Origin of the sequence: Flagellimonas rhodophyticola (assembly GCF_049332665.1) — a bacterium.
GTDB lineage: Bacteria > Bacteroidota > Bacteroidia > Flavobacteriales > Flavobacteriaceae > Flagellimonas.
The window spans coordinates 1,901,890-1,916,281 of record NZ_CP186326.1 but is presented as its reverse complement, the minus strand read 5'-3'; the positions used below and the strand labels follow the sequence as shown (position 1 = coordinate 1,916,281).

19 protein-coding genes and 1 tRNA gene are annotated in these 14,392 nt (G+C 39.5%); 12 read left to right on the top strand and 8 right to left on the bottom strand.

Annotation, left to right across the window (positions count from 1 at the left end):
* Positions 1–38: 38 nt before the first annotated feature.
* From ACOKFG_RS08645 to ACOKFG_RS08635, 3 genes are read left to right on the top strand one after another with little or no spacing between them, the layout of a single operon-like run.
* Positions 39–884 (top strand): transketolase, encoded by an 846-nt coding sequence (locus tag ACOKFG_RS08645; RefSeq protein WP_299488539.1) that lies wholly within the window; start codon positions 39–41, stop codon positions 882–884.
* Positions 885–900: 16 nt separating this feature from the next.
* Positions 901–1,854 carry a transketolase C-terminal domain-containing protein gene (locus ACOKFG_RS08640; RefSeq protein ID WP_299488541.1) on the top strand — a complete coding sequence of 318 codons (954 nt, stop codon included), beginning with the start codon at positions 901–903 and terminating at the stop codon, positions 1,852–1,854.
* A gap of 51 nt (positions 1,855–1,905) precedes the next feature.
* Positions 1,906–2,520, top strand: a complete 615-nt coding sequence (locus ACOKFG_RS08635) for an outer membrane beta-barrel protein (protein WP_299488543.1) — start codon at positions 1,906–1,908, stop codon at positions 2,518–2,520.
* A gap of 68 nt (positions 2,521–2,588) precedes the next feature.
* Here the strand turns inward: ACOKFG_RS08635 and ACOKFG_RS08630 are convergent, their stop codons facing one another.
* A complete protein-coding gene (locus ACOKFG_RS08630; RefSeq protein ID WP_299488546.1) occupies positions 2,589–3,563 on the bottom strand; it encodes a hypothetical protein in 975 nt (324 codons plus the stop codon).
* A gap of 78 nt (positions 3,564–3,641) precedes the next feature.
* Between ACOKFG_RS08630 and ACOKFG_RS08625 the strand changes: the two genes are divergently transcribed.
* Both ACOKFG_RS08625 and ACOKFG_RS08620 read left to right on the top strand, forming a co-directional pair.
* Positions 3,642–4,013, top strand: a complete 372-nt coding sequence (locus ACOKFG_RS08625; RefSeq protein ID WP_298794857.1) for an RNA-binding S4 domain-containing protein — start codon at positions 3,642–3,644, stop codon at positions 4,011–4,013.
* Positions 4,014–4,047: 34 nt separating this feature from the next.
* Entirely contained in the window at positions 4,048–4,545 is a 498-nt protein-coding gene (locus ACOKFG_RS08620) for a phosphoribosyltransferase family protein (RefSeq protein WP_298794855.1), read from the top strand.
* On the opposite strand, the gene ACOKFG_RS08615 is transcribed toward ACOKFG_RS08620, so the two are convergent.
* Complete coding sequence (locus ACOKFG_RS08615; RefSeq protein WP_298794853.1) at positions 4,537–5,052, bottom strand: shikimate kinase; 516 nt, start codon at positions 5,050–5,052, stop codon at positions 4,537–4,539. The two genes, ACOKFG_RS08620 and ACOKFG_RS08615, sit on opposite strands and share 9 nt — an antisense overlap.
* A gap of 116 nt (positions 5,053–5,168) precedes the next feature.
* Here ACOKFG_RS08615 and ACOKFG_RS08610 point away from each other — a divergent pair.
* Positions 5,169–5,241 (top strand) — tRNA-Lys (locus ACOKFG_RS08610).
* Between the two features lie 111 nt (positions 5,242–5,352).
* Here the strand turns inward: ACOKFG_RS08610 and ACOKFG_RS08605 are convergent.
* The 6 genes from ACOKFG_RS08605 to ACOKFG_RS08580 all read right to left on the bottom strand — a co-directional run bounded on the left by ACOKFG_RS08605 (position 5,353) and on the right by ACOKFG_RS08580 (position 9,726).
* A complete protein-coding gene (locus tag ACOKFG_RS08605; RefSeq protein ID WP_298794852.1) occupies positions 5,353–6,234 on the bottom strand; it encodes an NAD(P)H-binding protein in 882 nt (293 codons plus the stop codon).
* 102 nt (positions 6,235–6,336) lie between these two features.
* Positions 6,337–7,236, bottom strand: a complete 900-nt coding sequence (locus ACOKFG_RS08600) for an alpha/beta fold hydrolase (RefSeq protein WP_298794850.1) — start codon at positions 7,234–7,236, stop codon at positions 6,337–6,339.
* Positions 7,237–7,246: 10 nt separating this feature from the next.
* Positions 7,247–7,477 (bottom strand): hypothetical protein, encoded by a 231-nt coding sequence (locus tag ACOKFG_RS08595; protein WP_298794848.1) that lies wholly within the window; start codon positions 7,475–7,477, stop codon positions 7,247–7,249.
* A gap of 47 nt (positions 7,478–7,524) precedes the next feature.
* Positions 7,525–7,926 carry a MarR family transcriptional regulator gene (locus tag ACOKFG_RS08590; protein WP_298794846.1) on the bottom strand — a complete coding sequence of 134 codons (402 nt, stop codon included), beginning with the start codon at positions 7,924–7,926 and terminating at the stop codon, positions 7,525–7,527.
* An 86-nt stretch (positions 7,927–8,012) separates the two neighbouring features.
* The gene (locus ACOKFG_RS08585; protein WP_298794844.1) at positions 8,013–9,212 is read right to left on the bottom strand and encodes a DUF4249 domain-containing protein; all 1,200 of its coding nucleotides are present in this window, start codon (positions 9,210–9,212) and stop codon (positions 8,013–8,015) included.
* A 91-nt stretch (positions 9,213–9,303) separates the two neighbouring features.
* A complete protein-coding gene (locus ACOKFG_RS08580) occupies positions 9,304–9,726 on the bottom strand; it encodes an Rrf2 family transcriptional regulator (RefSeq protein WP_298794842.1) in 423 nt (140 codons plus the stop codon).
* A gap of 122 nt (positions 9,727–9,848) precedes the next feature.
* Here ACOKFG_RS08580 and ACOKFG_RS08575 point away from each other — a divergent pair, with 122 nt between their 5' ends.
* The 6 genes from ACOKFG_RS08575 to ACOKFG_RS08550 all read left to right on the top strand — a co-directional run bounded on the left by ACOKFG_RS08575 (position 9,849) and on the right by ACOKFG_RS08550 (position 14,364).
* Positions 9,849–10,355, top strand: coding sequence for a c-type cytochrome (locus ACOKFG_RS08575; protein ID WP_298794840.1), 507 nt, complete (start codon positions 9,849–9,851; stop codon positions 10,353–10,355).
* A gap of 9 nt (positions 10,356–10,364) precedes the next feature.
* Positions 10,365–10,943: a fasciclin domain-containing protein gene (locus tag ACOKFG_RS08570; RefSeq protein WP_422861079.1), complete on the top strand. Its 579-nt coding sequence runs from the start codon at positions 10,365–10,367 to the stop codon at positions 10,941–10,943.
* 30 nt (positions 10,944–10,973) lie between these two features.
* Positions 10,974–12,932, top strand: a complete 1,959-nt coding sequence (gene nosZ, locus ACOKFG_RS08565) for a Sec-dependent nitrous-oxide reductase (protein ID WP_422861078.1) — start codon at positions 10,974–10,976, stop codon at positions 12,930–12,932.
* 84 nt (positions 12,933–13,016) lie between these two features.
* Positions 13,017–13,616, top strand: coding sequence for a hypothetical protein (locus ACOKFG_RS08560; protein WP_298794833.1), 600 nt, complete (start codon positions 13,017–13,019; stop codon positions 13,614–13,616).
* Positions 13,613–14,056: a nitrous oxide reductase accessory protein NosL gene (locus ACOKFG_RS08555; protein ID WP_298794831.1), complete on the top strand. Its 444-nt coding sequence runs from the start codon at positions 13,613–13,615 to the stop codon at positions 14,054–14,056. The genes ACOKFG_RS08560 and ACOKFG_RS08555 overlap by 4 nt, the downstream gene beginning before the upstream one ends.
* A gap of 14 nt (positions 14,057–14,070) precedes the next feature.
* Positions 14,071–14,364, top strand: a complete 294-nt coding sequence (locus ACOKFG_RS08550; RefSeq protein WP_298794829.1) for a cupin domain-containing protein — start codon at positions 14,071–14,073, stop codon at positions 14,362–14,364.
* The last annotated feature ends 28 nt before the right edge of the window (positions 14,365–14,392 follow it).

Sequence of the window (14,392 nt, the reverse complement as noted above, 5' to 3'; positions counted from 1 at the left end):
ACGATTGCCGTTACTTTTGCCACCATAAAATAGATACAATGCCAAACACTCAAGAATTAGAGGATTTAGTTATCCAGGTTAGACGGGACATTTTGAGAATGGTCCATAAGGTAAATTCAGGACATCCAGGTGGTTCACTGGGGTGCACGGAATTCTTCGTTGCTCTTTATAATGAAATCATGGAACTTAAGGATGGATTTGATATGGATGGAAATGGAGAAGACCTTTTCTTCCTTTCCAATGGGCATATCTCTCCGGTGTTTTATAGTGTTCTGGCAAGAAGAGGATATTTTCCAATCGATGAGCTCAATACCTTCCGATTAATTGATTCCCGTCTGCAAGGTCACCCTACAACGCATGAAGGGCTTCCTGGGGTCCGTATTGCCTCAGGGTCTCTAGGTCAGGGCATGTCTGTAGCTGTAGGAGCTGCTTTGGCGAAAAAACTAAATGGAGATAACCATTTGGTATACAGTTTACATGGAGATGGAGAATTGCAGGAAGGTCAAAACTGGGAGGCCATTATGTATGCCGCCGGAAACAAGGTAGATAATTACATTGCCACCGTTGATTTAAATGGACAACAAATAGACGGATCAACAGATGATGTATTGCCACTAGGAGATGTTGCCGAAAAATTTAGAGTTTTTGGATGGGATGTTTTGGAAATTGAAAATGGAAATGACCTAGACCAAGTTATTGCTGGTTTAAATGAGGCCAAAAGCAGAACTGGAAAAGGAAAGCCTGTTTGCATAATAATGACGACAATGATGGGCAACGGGGTAGATTTTATGATGCATACCCATGCGTGGCATGGCAAAGCCCCGAGTGATGAACAATTGGAAACTGCATTGGCTCAGAATCCAGAAACTTTAGGTGATTATTAATTCTTAAGAAACAGACATGACCAAATATACAGATCAAGGAAAACAGGACACTAGAAGTGGATTCGGAGCGGGAATGACCGAATTGGGAAGAACAAATCCAAATGTGGTTGCCTTATGTGCCGATTTAGTTGGTTCCTTAAAAATACAGACATTTATTGACGAGAACCCCAAGCGATTCTTTCAAGTTGGTATTGCAGAAGCCAATATGATGGGCATAGCCGCAGGTTTGACCATCGGGGGAAAAATTCCTTTTACAGGTACTTTTGCCAACTTCTCAACAGGAAGGGTTTATGATCAAATACGTCAATCCATCGCTTATTCGGATAAAAATGTGAAAATCTGTGCCTCCCACGCAGGTATTACACTTGGTGAAGATGGAGCTACACATCAAATTTTAGAAGATATCGGTTTAATGAAGATGCTTCCGGGCATGACCGTTATTAACCCTTGCGATTTCAATCAGACAAAAGCTGCAACCTTGGCTATTGCCGAGCACCATGGTCCCGTATACTTGCGTTTTGGAAGACCGAAAGTGGCGAATTTTACTCCAGTTGACCAAAAATTTGAAATTGGTAAGGCACTTATGCTCAGTGAAGGAACAGATGTTACCATTATTGCCACTGGCCATTTGGTTTGGGAATCCTTAATTGCAGCGGAAAAATTAGAAACTCAAGGTATTTCTGCCGAAGTAATCAATATTCACACCATCAAGCCTTTGGATGATGAGGCGATTTTGGCCTCCGTCAAGAAAACCGGATGTGTAGTTACTGCTGAAGAACATAATTATTTAGGCGGACTTGGAGAAAGTGTTTCCAGAGTATTGGCAAGCCATCATCCTACGCCACAGGAATTTGTAGCCACACAAGATACTTTTGGTGAAAGTGGAACTCCAGAACAACTTATGCAGAAATACGGATTGAACAATAAAGCCATTGAAAAAGCCGTTTTAAAAGTGTTGAAACGAAAATAGATTTTTCGGTATCATATTTGATATTGCTTCAATCAATTAAACGAAACACTTATGAAAAAAACGCTTCTAATGGCGGCTTTTGCCCTAATGGGAACAGCTGCATTCGCCCAAGGTGGAACCGGGTGGGGAATCAAGGCAGGACTTAGCTACAACAAGAACGGAGACCTAATTCAAACAGTCAGCAACTCTGCACAAAATGCAGTAGAGGGTGCTGAGGGAAAAACCGGATACCACTTCGGTTTTTGGGGAAAATTGGATTTTCCAAAAATGTACATTCGACCTGAATTGGTGTATACCAAAACCAAGAGTTCCTACAACGTAGAAAATAACTCCAATGACTACGATTTATCCAAATTGGACCTTCCAGTGCTTATAGGGGTTAAAATTGTTGGACCGCTCCATGTCTTTGCTGGACCTGCTTTTCAATATGTATTGAGCAATGATCTCGGGGATTTACAAGTTCAAGATGTTGAAAATGATTTCTCTGTTGGATTAAATGCAGGGGTTGGTGTCAACCTTGGAAAGATAGGATTGGATGTTAGATATGAACGAGGGTTTTCAGAAAACGAAGCCCAGTTTATAGGAAATAATATAACAAATATTGAGGGACGAGTAGATTCCAGACCATCTCAGGTCATATTTGCTCTTTCACTAAAACTCAACTAGAAAATAATTCTCTATTGAAATAAAAAAAGCCACCTAAAAGGTGGCTTTTTTGTTTTGTATAAGTAATCCTAGTTTACATCTGGATCTAAATAATCTGGAGTTCCATCACCATCGCTATCGGGATATGGTAAAATTATATTGCCATTATCATCCGATATTTCATTCCTTGTGGATACCCCATCACCGTCATCATCAGCATCTTGAAAATCAGCAAATCTTACCGTTAGACCAGCATCTTCTTCACTTTGAACATCACTGTTATCATCATATAAAAAACCATTTCCGTTAAGGTCTTCTTCGATGGAAGGAATCCCATCATTGTCATGATCAGTAGTGTTTATAGTATATAGGTCTATATTAAAAATAAGTGGACTGTATTGAGGAATCGAAGTACTGAGCGCCTCGAAAGAACCTAAGCCTGAAGGAAAAATAATCATCCCAACACCATAGCCATCTACGGTTACGGTTCCATCTCCATTTTCCGTGACGGTTCCTCCTCCTTTAAAATTTGGTGTCCCCTCTGCAAATCCTCTAAAACCTTGGGAAAGGTCTTGAAGTCTGGCTAAATCAAACCACACTGCATTATTGGAAGAAGCATCAAATGAAGTTCCATCCAATAGAAGCCCTTCGTATCGGACAAAAACCGAATCCGCAACTGTTGGGTTCTCCCCTACGCCTTCTCGAGCCGTCAAGTAATACATGGTATGAGGAATGTCGATTTCTTCCTCAGATAACAAATGCTCAATTGAAGATACCTCAACTACCATTTGGCTAACTTGACTTATTAATGGGGTCTTATCGGAGTTTGCTCCAGCTATGGTATCTATCTTGATTTTGAAATCAAAACCTGCTGGGGGTGACGCAAATTCTTCGTAATTATAAAAGTGGGTTTCTAAAAACTCTTTGATCTCTTCATCATTCTCCGGAGCCACCTCAGCCAACAATCGTGGTGGTACTGTAATAACATCAGGTCCGCCATCATCATTGTTACACGAAGTAAAAAATACCGCAACAAATAAGAAAACAAAAATTCCGTGCTTCATCAAGTTTATAATTTAGCTGCGCAAGATACGATTTTCCGCTATTTTTGCGTATTGCATTAACAAAGATTTGCAGAGTTTATGCGCATAGATAAATTCCTTTGGTGTATTAGATACTTTAAAACCAGAAACGTTGCCACAAATGCTGTTAAAAAAGGGCATATTAGGGTGAATGGCAGTGTTGTCAAGCCCTCGCGAGAGATTTATCCTATGGACACCATTGTTTTAAGAAAAAACCAAATAGATTATCAGCTTACAGTTTTGGATATTCCAGAAAGTAGGGTTGGAGCTAAATTGGTAGATATCTATAGAAAAGATACCACGCCGAAAGAGGCATTTGAGCATACAGATTTGTTAAAACATGCCAAAGACCATTACAGAAAAAAAGGATTGGGTCGGCCAACAAAAAAAGATAGAAGGGATATTGATGGATATTTGGATGAATCTGAATGATTGGTTTCTTTATCTTTGATCAAAAGCTTGTTTTATGGTGAATCGCATTCTTACCCACGAACAAATACAACATACTGTCAAGCGCATAGCTTATCAAATTTATGAGGCGAATGTCGACGAAAAAGAAATTGTTGTAGCTGGAATAGTTGGAGGCGGTTTGAACTTTGCCAAAAAAATAGCCACAGTGCTTAAAAAGATTACCGACGCACAAATTGTGCTTTGCCAGCTTCAAATGGACAAAAAAAATCCATTGCAAAGTGGTGTGAACACTTCAATATCGGAAGATGATTATAAGGACAAATCCATTGTTCTTGTGGATGATGTTTTAAATTCAGGTACCACATTGATCTATGGGGTGCACCACTTTCTAAAAACCCCTATCAAACAATTAAAAACTGCTGTCCTGGTAAATAGAAACCACAAAAAATACCCAATTAAGGCTGATTATAAGGGAATCTCACTTTCCACTTCCTTGAATGAACACATTCGCGTGGAATTTGAATCCAAAAACGATGCGGTATATTTAGAGTAGCAGTTCTCTTATTTCAGCAACTATTTCTTCCATAGATTTATTATCGCAGTTGATACTGTGCTGAGCTTGTGAATAGAATTGTCTCCTTTCAAAAAGGTGTTTGCCAATAAACTCGGGAAGTTCGTCATTTGACAGGTCGCTCACCAACGGTCGTGTATCCTTTTCTTTACTAATTCTATCTGCTAAAACCGAAACCGGCAATTGCAAATAAATGGAATGGTCAGATTTTTTCACAATCGTATCCATATTATTACCATAGCATGGCGTTCCTCCACCAGTGGAAAGTAGAACGGATTCATTTTCGTCCAGCACTTGTTCTAACATTTGATGTTCCAGTTTTCTGAAGTAGATCTCTCCCTTTTGTGAGAAAATTTCAGAAATCGACAGTTGGTTTTGTTCTTCGATATATTCATCCAAATCGATAAACCGAATTCCCAATTGTTCTGCCAATAATCTTCCAATTGAAGACTTACCGCTCGCCATATACCCGACTAAAACTACTTTCATTTAAAGGATTTAAAGGTGTTTTCAAAAAAATACAAATTTATCATTAATTGGGTTTGTCTAATAAATTATTGGGCTTATATTTGCACCCGCTTAAGCAAAGAAGCGAAGTAATTTTTGACCTGATAGCTCAGTTGGTAGAGCATCTCCCTTTTAAGGAGAGGGTCCTGGGTTCGAGCCCCAGTCAGGTCACTTCAAAAATAGTGATGTCATATTAAAAGCCTGTAACTTAGTTACAGGCTTTTATGTTTACGAGCAGTGATATATCTAAAGTTCGACCATATTCGAACTTATATATTTTCACTAAACAAACATCTCCTTGTGTTCCTCCAAATATGTCTTAAAACTACGGGGCCTATGACCTGTAATTTCTTGAACTGTCTTGGTTAGTCTACTGAATCTCCCATCACCAACCTCCGAACTGAACTCCTTTAAGTGTTTGGCCAAAAATTCATTTATAGTTGGATGACTCTTAATATTCTCAATCCAAGCATCCACTGAAATCGGAACAAAATCTACTTGTTTATCAATAGTTTCAGAAATATCCTTTGCAACCTTTTGTCCCGAATAAAGCGTTGGGCCGGTTATTTCATACCTATTGCCTATGTGTTTAGAAGTATCTTCATCTGCTAAAATCTCAGCAACTACCTCCCCTACATCTTTTGGGTGCACTATAGAATACTTTGCATTTGCAAGTGGGTAATAAAACTTTTGGTGGTCTGCAACAGTCGGAGCCGCAAATCCGAGGTAATTCCATGCAAAAAGAGCAGGTCTAATGTGAACAGCACCTATGTTAGCCCAATCCATTATGCGTTCTGCAATACTATGATTTTGCGTTGCTGGACTTGGCGAATTTTCGCTGGCCCCCATTTGAGACATTGCAACCACCATTTCCAGTTTCATGTTTTTGGCAGCTTTGGCAAAATAGGCCGCCGCCTTTGGTAAATAATCAATAAACGGGTATAAAAAATATGCTCTTTTTATTCCTTTCATGGCAGCTTCCAAACTATCTGTATCCATAAAATCACCTTTTACCACCTCTACTCCTAGAGCTTCTAAGGCATCACTTCTATGGTCAACAGTGCGGACCATGGCTCTAACTCTTTTTCCTTTGGCCAGTAAGTGTTCTATGGCATACTGGCCAGTTGTTCCGGTAGCACCGGTTATTAAAATTTCGGTTTTCATTATACTTTGATTTATATATTACTACTTAATTGATTTTTGATTAATTATGGTTTTATATTCAAAGTTGTATATGCAACTTTATATTTGAAAAAAACATTTGTTTTAAACGCTTATCATAGAGCTCTTAACCGCCTTGCCTTCCTTCAAGAAGTTTATGGAATGATAGAGCAACTTGGTTGGCTTATCCATTTGCACAAAGTGCCCAGAATCTTCTATGATTTCCAATCTCGCATTAGTTAATCTTGAGGCCAATAATTCTGACAACTTAACATTAATAAAACGATCGTGCTTACCCCATATTACCAAAACAGGTTGTTCAATCTCATGTATTCTACTTTCCAAATAAGCTTGACCTGGAGCATTGTTTTGAAAGAATGACAAGAAGGCATTTTGAGTGGTCTTGTTGTATCCATCAGCTAGAAATTCTTGCTGTACCTCGCTAGGAATATTATGTTTCTTATAAAACCCTTTGTTATAAGCAATCTGGGCCGAAATCTTAGGAAACCATTTGATAAGTGCCTTTGCACGAATAGAATTCTTCCGTGCAAAACTTCTTACTTCCCAAGACGAATACGCACTCGTAGGAAACGGAATTCCATCCATAACTATAATTCTTCCAATCCTTTCAGGGTTTTCAACCCCCATAATCAATGCTGGAGATAGGCCAATATCCGTTGCCATAACGTGAGCATGGTCAATATCCAAAGTATTCAAAAAGTCCATTGCCATAGCTGCAAAATTTCTTGGATTATGATCCTTGAGATTCGAAAAGGCTTCACTACCCCCGAAACCCGGCCAATCTAGAGCCAGCACATAGTAATCTTTTGATAAAGCTGGTGCAACATCATACCATGTATGAAGGTTTTCTGGTACACCATGCAATAATAGTATCGTTGGGTTTTCTTTTTTCCCTAATTCTGCATAACGAATGTTTAACCCAAATTTTTCAATTTGAACCTTTTTAGTGGGCAATAATTTTGACTGTTGTTGATTTGTTTTCATAATATCTATTTTAATTGTTATTGTTTTTGAAAAGCCACCTGCCAAACAATTTGATCATTAATGGCATAACCACAAATACCATAGAAGTAGCTATCATTACTACTACAATAAAAAGTACTGCCCTGCGATCCATTTGATGCACAGGAAGGATTTGTTTTACAGCCCATTCAAAGAATAGCAATAAGGGATATACTGCCAAAGCGGTAATAAGCGTCTGTTTCCATGGAATCATCTGTTTCATAATAAATACTTACAAGTTGTATATACAACTTTGAGTTTAAATTTTTTTTACTGAATTCTACTTTCTAAGTTTTGAAGACTCCGTAATCCATCATCGTTCAATTTTTCGACTAAAATATCCATTGCTTTCACCCATTCCGGAATAAGAATTTTTACAAATTTTTTACCTTCTGTGGTCAACTCAACCTCTGGCCTGTATTCATCTGAACGTAATATCAGCTTTCTTTTTTCCAGAAGTTTAATATTTCTGCTTACAGTTGATCTTTCTAGACACAGGACTTCCCCTACCTTACCTTGCTCCGTTCTTCCCAACTCGTGCATTGTGAACAGAATGGTCATCTGGTTTTCTGTAATCTTGTGTGCTCCTAAAAACTTTCTAATATGTCCATCGGCAATTCGTGATAATCGACGTAATCTAGACCCAATACAATGTTTTAGTTCATGCTTCATAGGGCAAAAGTAATTTTAAATGTTGTATATACAACTTAATTAACAGATATTTATAATTTCTTAGACCATTTAGCCCTTTTCCTTACTCATTCTTCCCAGAATTCAGGTATTTCAGTATCTCCTAAAACAGTACAATCGCCACAAACCCTAGGAACTATGAAAAAGGGACCCTCACCCACTTGAGGTATACTATTATCATCTTTAAATCGGGCCACATTAGCCTCAATAATTGGGCGTAATACACATAAACCACCTTGATTGATTAAAACGGGGGCACTTTGACCGCAAGGATCAGCGTATGGAGGTAAAGGTTCTTCAGGATAGAAATCTTCATAATTGAAGAATATCCTTTGTTCAGTAATAGACGCAACATCGAAAAAACCCAGAACCTTTTCGTTTCTATTCTCATTGGAAAACATATTCCCTTGCAAAAAACCCGGCTGGGTCTCAGAAAGAAGACTCTCGCTACTTGAAAATTCGTCCAATCTCTCGTAGAATGTATAAGCAATATTGGAATGTACAAGCTGCTTCACCAAAATCGAATACCTATGAGATATGATGTAATTGTTCCTATTTAAGAATCGGACCATGAAATTGCTTACCCTGTCCTCTTCCAAGTCCGTGGTATTGGTAAGGATAATCTCATTGGACAGATCCGTAGTATAGCATACCTGCTCGTCGCGCTGTTTTGGTATTTTTAAAACACCACAACCCCCAGCTGGGTCACCTATTAAATCCATAGGTGCCCAATCTGGAGCTATAATCCTATAGGATTCCTCATAGACATATCGATAATTCTTAGCACTTCCTGAGGGATCGAAACTGTCCACCAGAATCGCTATACCATCTTCCCCATCATCATTGATGATTCTTTCAGCCCTAACACCGTCAATTTGTGTGGTTGGACTTAGTGTAACCTCGTCGGAACTATAAGATCTTCCATCTTGTGTAGTTACTAGCAATTGGTACGCAGTATTTGGTTGGGCTGCGAATGCCTGTGCTGAAACATAGGTGCCTGCACTAGCCTCATCAAAGACAAAGGTGTTCCCGCCAGCGACAACCCTGACTTGGGCATTGGACTCCATTAAGGGTTCCTCTTCCTCAAATTCAAAGGTACGCGACAGAAAGACCTCTTGTTGTTTCAATTCATTGGTAAGTGTAGCCTCGACGACAAGAGCACTTTCAAAATTCTCAAATTCTGCTTGGAACGGTTCAACGCAACCATTATTGACCAAACAGGTAATTAACCCTATTCCAAGAAAAAGCTTAAAATTAGCTATGCGCATGCCATATCTTTAGTTAGATGCAATAAACTTAAATAAAATATCATGATGAAGAAGCCGTATTCATCGGTAAATATTTTAACCCTTATAAGGGTTATAGCACCTTACCTTCTTTGATGCTCTCTATGAGTCTTTCAACCGTGGTTTCCTCAAAGTTTTTCAGGAAAATAGTTTTGGCATTTCCAACCAAGTCATGAAGTACACATGGGTTATCATTGTCACATTCATTGATACTTAATACACAAGATTGCAACCGATGCCGACCCTCAATGGCTTCAACAATAGAGATCAAGGGTAATTTTTTGTTTTTGCTACTCAAGTAAAAACCTCCCTTTGGACCTCTTGATGATGATACAACACCCTTCTTTGAGAGCTCTTGTAGGATTTTGGCCAAATACTCTTTTGGAACATTTATAGCTTCAAAAAAATCCTTAACCATCAGTTTATCGTTCTCGTCTGAATGCAGTGCCAAAAACAGGACGGCTTTGATAGCATATTTTGTTGAAGTGGTGAGCATAAGTAATTAATTATGAGATACAAATATAAAAAAGATGTTTTTGTCCGAAATGTGACATTTATCATATTCTCTCAGGATTTGGGTCAATACTTTTGGCCGTATAATCTAACAATTGTAGTCCAATGAAAATTATAATAAAAAGCAGCACATTCTTATTCATCCTCCTCCTCTTGGCTTGCGGAGGAAAAGAAGAAAAGAAAAAAGAAGGCTTTCAAGTACAGCGACAAAAGTCCAGTACGGAAAAAGTTGACACCCAACCAGAGGCAGATGCCGTCAAACCTTCTGAGAAAGTCGACCTTTCCAACAAAGGGGTTGGACCTATTAAATCATTGACCTTAAATGATGAAATAGACGTGACCCTATCAGCAGAAGGGAAAGCCGTATTTGAACAGATGTGTCTGGCTTGCCATAGAGTCGGGAAAAAATTTATTGGACCTGCCCCCAATGGTATTTTGGAAAGACGTTCTCCCGAATGGGTCATGAACATGATCTTGAATCCCGAGGTCATGGTAAAGGAAGACCCCTTAGCCAAAGAACTTCTTATGGAATTTAATGGATCTCCCATGGCTAATCAAGGCTTGACAGAAGAACAAGCCAGGGCCGTGCTCGAATATTTCAGAACCTTATAATGTTTAACTATGAAAATAATCACCAAAATCAAAGTATTTTTTGGTTCGCTCTTGGCACTATGCCTTTTGTGTAGTTGTAAGAACGAAGCCAAAACAGAGACCTCCACCTCCACCCCGGCGGTACAAAAAAGCAACAAAAAACAAGGACAAGCCTTTCTTAAAGATGACGAGGCACAACCCAATGTGTTGGATATTGCCATCGGCTCTGAAGCTCACACTACACTAGTTGCCGCCGTTCAGGCAGCTGAATTGGAAAATGCACTTGTAAATGCTGGTCCCCTAATGGTTTTTGCACCAACAAATGCAGCTTTTGACGCTCTTCCTGACGGTACTGTGGAGAATCTACTAAAACCTGAAAACAAAGCTTCGCTGGCCAACATTCTCCAATATCATGTAACTCCGGGAAAATATTCCAAAGACTTCCTGAAGAAATTCAAAAAGCTGGGACAAGCAAACAATCAAGATGTTGCGGTTGAAGTAAAAGGAGATGATGTCTTTATTGGAGGAGCTAAAATAATTGCCAGTATCCCGTGTGGGAATGGTATTGTACATGTGGTGGACAAAGTAATGTTGCCGCCGAGCGAATAATTATAAAACAACCTTTTAAAAACAATAACAATGAAAAAAATCTATTATTTAATCCTTGCTCTTATCAGCAGTTCTCTACTGTTTACAAGTTGCAATCAACAAAACAAAAGCTCAAGTGGAGCATTGGCTTCAAGCGCTGCGGAAAAGGTATATGTGGCACCTGGAGAGCATGACGACTTCTACGCATTTGTTTCTGGTGGATTCAGTGGACAAATGTCCGTATATGGTTTACCATCTGGTCGTTTGTTCAAGGTAATACCCGTTTTCTCTCAAGATGCTGAAAAAGCTTGGGGATACAATGAAGAAACCAAGCCCATGCTGAACACCTCCCATGGATTTATTCCTTGGGATGACTCTCACCACCCTGATATTTCTCAAACCAATGGTGAGATTGATGGTCGTTACGTTTTCATCAACGGAAACAATACACCGAGGATTGCCAAAGTGGATTTGAGTGTGTTTGAAACTACCGAAATCATCGAAATTCCGAATAGTGCCGGTAATCATAGCTCTGCTTTTGTAACTGAAAACACCGAATATGTCGTTGCCGGAACCCGTTTTTCAGTTCCAATTCCGCAGCAAGATATCTCGATTAAAGAGTATAAGGGCAATTTTAAGGGGTCGCTTTCCTTTATAAGCGTTGACCCTGAAGACGGCGGAATGGATTTATCCTTCCAAATATTAATGCCAGGGTTCGATTACGATTTGGCCCACCCAGGCAGAGGTGCTTCTCACGGTTGGATGTTTTTCTCAACATACAATACCGAAGAATCACATACTTTGATGGAAGTTAACGCTTCACAAAATGACAAGGACTTCATTGCCGCTGTCAACTGGAAAAAGGCAGAGGAATACCTTGCTGAAGGTAAATTTACTACCATGCCAGCCAACTATGCGCATAATGTTTATGATGAGCATACGCACACGGCCACTTCAACAATGAAGAAGGAGGTCCGTATACTTGATGCTTCCGCATTACCAGGTTTAGTGTATCTATTACCCACACCAAAATCCCCGCATGGTTGTGATGTCAACCCTACTGGTGAATACATAGTCGGTAACGGAAAGCTTTCATCCGATTTAACTGTGCATTCGTTCAATAAAATGATTGATGCCATTGAAAATGAAAAATTTGAAGGCGAGGCTTATGGAATTCCGATTCTGAGCTTTGAAGATGTTTTGGCCGGAACAGTGAAACAAGCTGGATTAGGCCCACTGCATACCGAGTTTGATGGCAACGGAAATGGATATACCACCTTCTTTATTTCATCCGAGGTTGTAAAGTGGAAAGTGGGAACTTGGGAAGTGGTCGACAGACAACCCTGTTATTATTCCGTGGGTCACTTGATGATTCCGGGAGGTAATTCCAGAAAGCCTTATGGCAAATATGTTTTGGCCATGAACAAGATTACCAAAGATCGCTACTTACCTACTGGGCCAGAAGTTACGCAATCCGCCCAGCTATATGATATTTCCGGTGAAAAAATGGAGTTATTGCTAGATTTTCCAACTGTGGGTGAACCCCATTACGCAGCAGGTATTCCGGCTGAATTGGTAAAACCGCGTTCCAAGAAAATCTATAATCTAACCGATAACAAGCACAAATATGCCACAACATCTGATGCCAATGTTCGCGTAGAGCGCGACGGAAACGAGGTTCATATTTATATGACCATGATTCGGAGTCACTTTAATCCGGACAATATTGAAGGTGTCAAAGTGGGCGATAAAGTGTATTTCCATGTTACCAATTTAGAGCAAGATTATGATGTACCGCACGGAGTGAGTATGATTGGTGCTAATACTTCAGAATTGTTAATTATGCCAGGACAGACCGAAACCTTCGTTTGGGAACCCAAACAAGTAGGGGTTTGGCCATTCTATTGTACCGATTTCTGTTCGGCATTGCACCAAGAAATGCAAGGTTATGTCAGGGTTTCTCCTGCTGATTCAGATATTGAACTCACCTGGTCTTTAGGCGAAGACTGACGTTGTTAATCCAAATTCTTGGATTTTAATTGGATAAGCGGGAGGACGTCCCCTCCCGCTTCTTAAACCCTAGAGCATAAAAAAATGAAAAAGACCTCAAAAATTGTAATGTTGATTGGAGTTTTGCTGCCATTGCTTCTGTTTGTCTTTCCCCTTTGGAAAATAACACTTGAAGCTCCGCAATATCCAACTCCTCTGGGAATGTACATCCATATCAATGACTTTTCTGATGCAAATCCCCATGACATCAAGAATATCAATTTGATGAACCATTATGTGGGAATGAAATACATTCCGGAGGCCATCCCAGAATTTAAAATATTTCCCATCGGTATTATTTCAACAACAATAATTGGTTTGTTGATTGCCTTCAAAGCAAAACACCGCTGGTACCTCTATTGGTTTGTACTTATGATTTTATTAAGTACAGCCGGACTTTATGATTTCTATCTATGGGAACATGACTACGGACATGATTTAGACCCAAAGGCCATAATGAAGTTTACCAATCCAGATGGTTCCGTCATGGGCTTTCAACCCCCTCTATTTGGGTCCAAGGATATTTTAAATTTTAAAGCACATTCTTATCCCCAATTAGGAGCTTTTAGCCTGGCCCTTGGAATGGGATTATCATTTGTTGCTTACCTCCTTGGAAAAAAGGAACTCAAAAATTCCAAAGCATGAAAAACCTAAGCGGAATTTGTTTGCTGGTCATTTTATTTGTCACCTTGTTGGTTGGTTGCAGTGTAAAACCTCAACCTATTGTCTACGGGACGGATGGTTGTCATTTTTGTAGAATGACGATTGTGGATCAACAGCATGCCGCCCAAATGGTGACCAAGAAGGGAAAAGTATTCAAGTTTGACGCTGTCGAGTGTATGGTAAACCATTTGAAAGAATTGGATTCCAATGATATAGCACTATACCTCTGCAATTTCTATACAGAACCGGGCAAACTCATTGATGCCACTGAAGCCACTTTCCTGATAAGTGACGGAATACCTAGCCCAATGGGTGAGTTTTTGACGGCGTTCAACACCGCTTCGGAGGCAGAACTTGAACAACAAAAACATGGTGGCCATCTATTTACATGGAATGAACTTCTTGCTGAATTGAACCCTTAAAATTTCGCAAACGGATGTATATCATAAACGATAAGATAAAAGAACAAGAAACCAAAGGTTTACAGGTGAGCGCTTTGGTGAAAACAGATACCCTTGAAATATTGACTATCAGTTTGGAAAAGGACGCCACCTTTCCTGAACATACTTCCCCAAAAGATGCCCAATTAATTGTTTTGGAAGGAGATATCGATTTTCACATCAATCAAAAGAAGTTCGAACTGACAACTCATCAGCATTTCAATTTTCCTGCAGATGAAAAACATTGGGTAAAGGCGAACAAAAATTCCAAGTTTTTAATTGTTCGATAAACAGCGATGAAACCTCCCAAAACTATTT

What these genes read in the sequence shown, in the direction of transcription:
- ACOKFG_RS08620 (WP_298794855.1), top strand. Translation starts at nt 4,048, where the DNA reads ATGGTGAATCGCATTCTTACCCACGAACAAATACAACATACTGTCAAG.
- ACOKFG_RS08630 (WP_299488546.1), bottom strand. Translation starts at nt 3,563, where the DNA reads ATGAAGCACGGAATTTTTGTTTTCTTATTTGTTGCGGTATTTTTTACT.
- ACOKFG_RS08645 (WP_299488539.1), top strand. Translation starts at nt 39, where the DNA reads ATGCCAAACACTCAAGAATTAGAGGATTTAGTTATCCAGGTTAGACGG.
- ACOKFG_RS08555 (WP_298794831.1), top strand. Translation starts at nt 13,613, where the DNA reads ATGAAAAACCTAAGCGGAATTTGTTTGCTGGTCATTTTATTTGTCACC.
- ACOKFG_RS08615 (WP_298794853.1), bottom strand. Translation starts at nt 5,052, where the DNA reads ATGAAAGTAGTTTTAGTCGGGTATATGGCGAGCGGTAAGTCTTCAATT.
- ACOKFG_RS08625 (WP_298794857.1), top strand. Translation starts at nt 3,642, where the DNA reads ATGCGCATAGATAAATTCCTTTGGTGTATTAGATACTTTAAAACCAGA.
- ACOKFG_RS08575 (WP_298794840.1), top strand. Translation starts at nt 9,849, where the DNA reads ATGAAAATTATAATAAAAAGCAGCACATTCTTATTCATCCTCCTCCTC.
- ACOKFG_RS08550 (WP_298794829.1), top strand. Translation starts at nt 14,071, where the DNA reads ATGTATATCATAAACGATAAGATAAAAGAACAAGAAACCAAAGGTTTA.
- ACOKFG_RS08605 (WP_298794852.1), bottom strand. Translation starts at nt 6,234, where the DNA reads ATGAAAACCGAAATTTTAATAACCGGTGCTACCGGAACAACTGGCCAG.
- ACOKFG_RS08560 (WP_298794833.1), top strand. Translation starts at nt 13,017, where the DNA reads ATGAAAAAGACCTCAAAAATTGTAATGTTGATTGGAGTTTTGCTGCCA.
- ACOKFG_RS08580 (WP_298794842.1), bottom strand. Translation starts at nt 9,726, where the DNA reads ATGCTCACCACTTCAACAAAATATGCTATCAAAGCCGTCCTGTTTTTG.
- nosZ (WP_422861078.1), top strand. Translation starts at nt 10,974, where the DNA reads ATGAAAAAAATCTATTATTTAATCCTTGCTCTTATCAGCAGTTCTCTA.
- ACOKFG_RS08585 (WP_298794844.1), bottom strand. Translation starts at nt 9,212, where the DNA reads ATGCGCATAGCTAATTTTAAGCTTTTTCTTGGAATAGGGTTAATTACC.
- ACOKFG_RS08595 (WP_298794848.1), bottom strand. Translation starts at nt 7,477, where the DNA reads ATGAAACAGATGATTCCATGGAAACAGACGCTTATTACCGCTTTGGCA.
- ACOKFG_RS08635 (WP_299488543.1), top strand. Translation starts at nt 1,906, where the DNA reads ATGAAAAAAACGCTTCTAATGGCGGCTTTTGCCCTAATGGGAACAGCT.
- ACOKFG_RS08600 (WP_298794850.1), bottom strand. Translation starts at nt 7,236, where the DNA reads ATGAAAACAAATCAACAACAGTCAAAATTATTGCCCACTAAAAAGGTT.
- ACOKFG_RS08640 (WP_299488541.1), top strand. Translation starts at nt 901, where the DNA reads ATGACCAAATATACAGATCAAGGAAAACAGGACACTAGAAGTGGATTC.
- ACOKFG_RS08590 (WP_298794846.1), bottom strand. Translation starts at nt 7,926, where the DNA reads ATGAAGCATGAACTAAAACATTGTATTGGGTCTAGATTACGTCGATTA.
- ACOKFG_RS08570 (WP_422861079.1), top strand. Translation starts at nt 10,365, where the DNA reads ATGAAAATAATCACCAAAATCAAAGTATTTTTTGGTTCGCTCTTGGCA.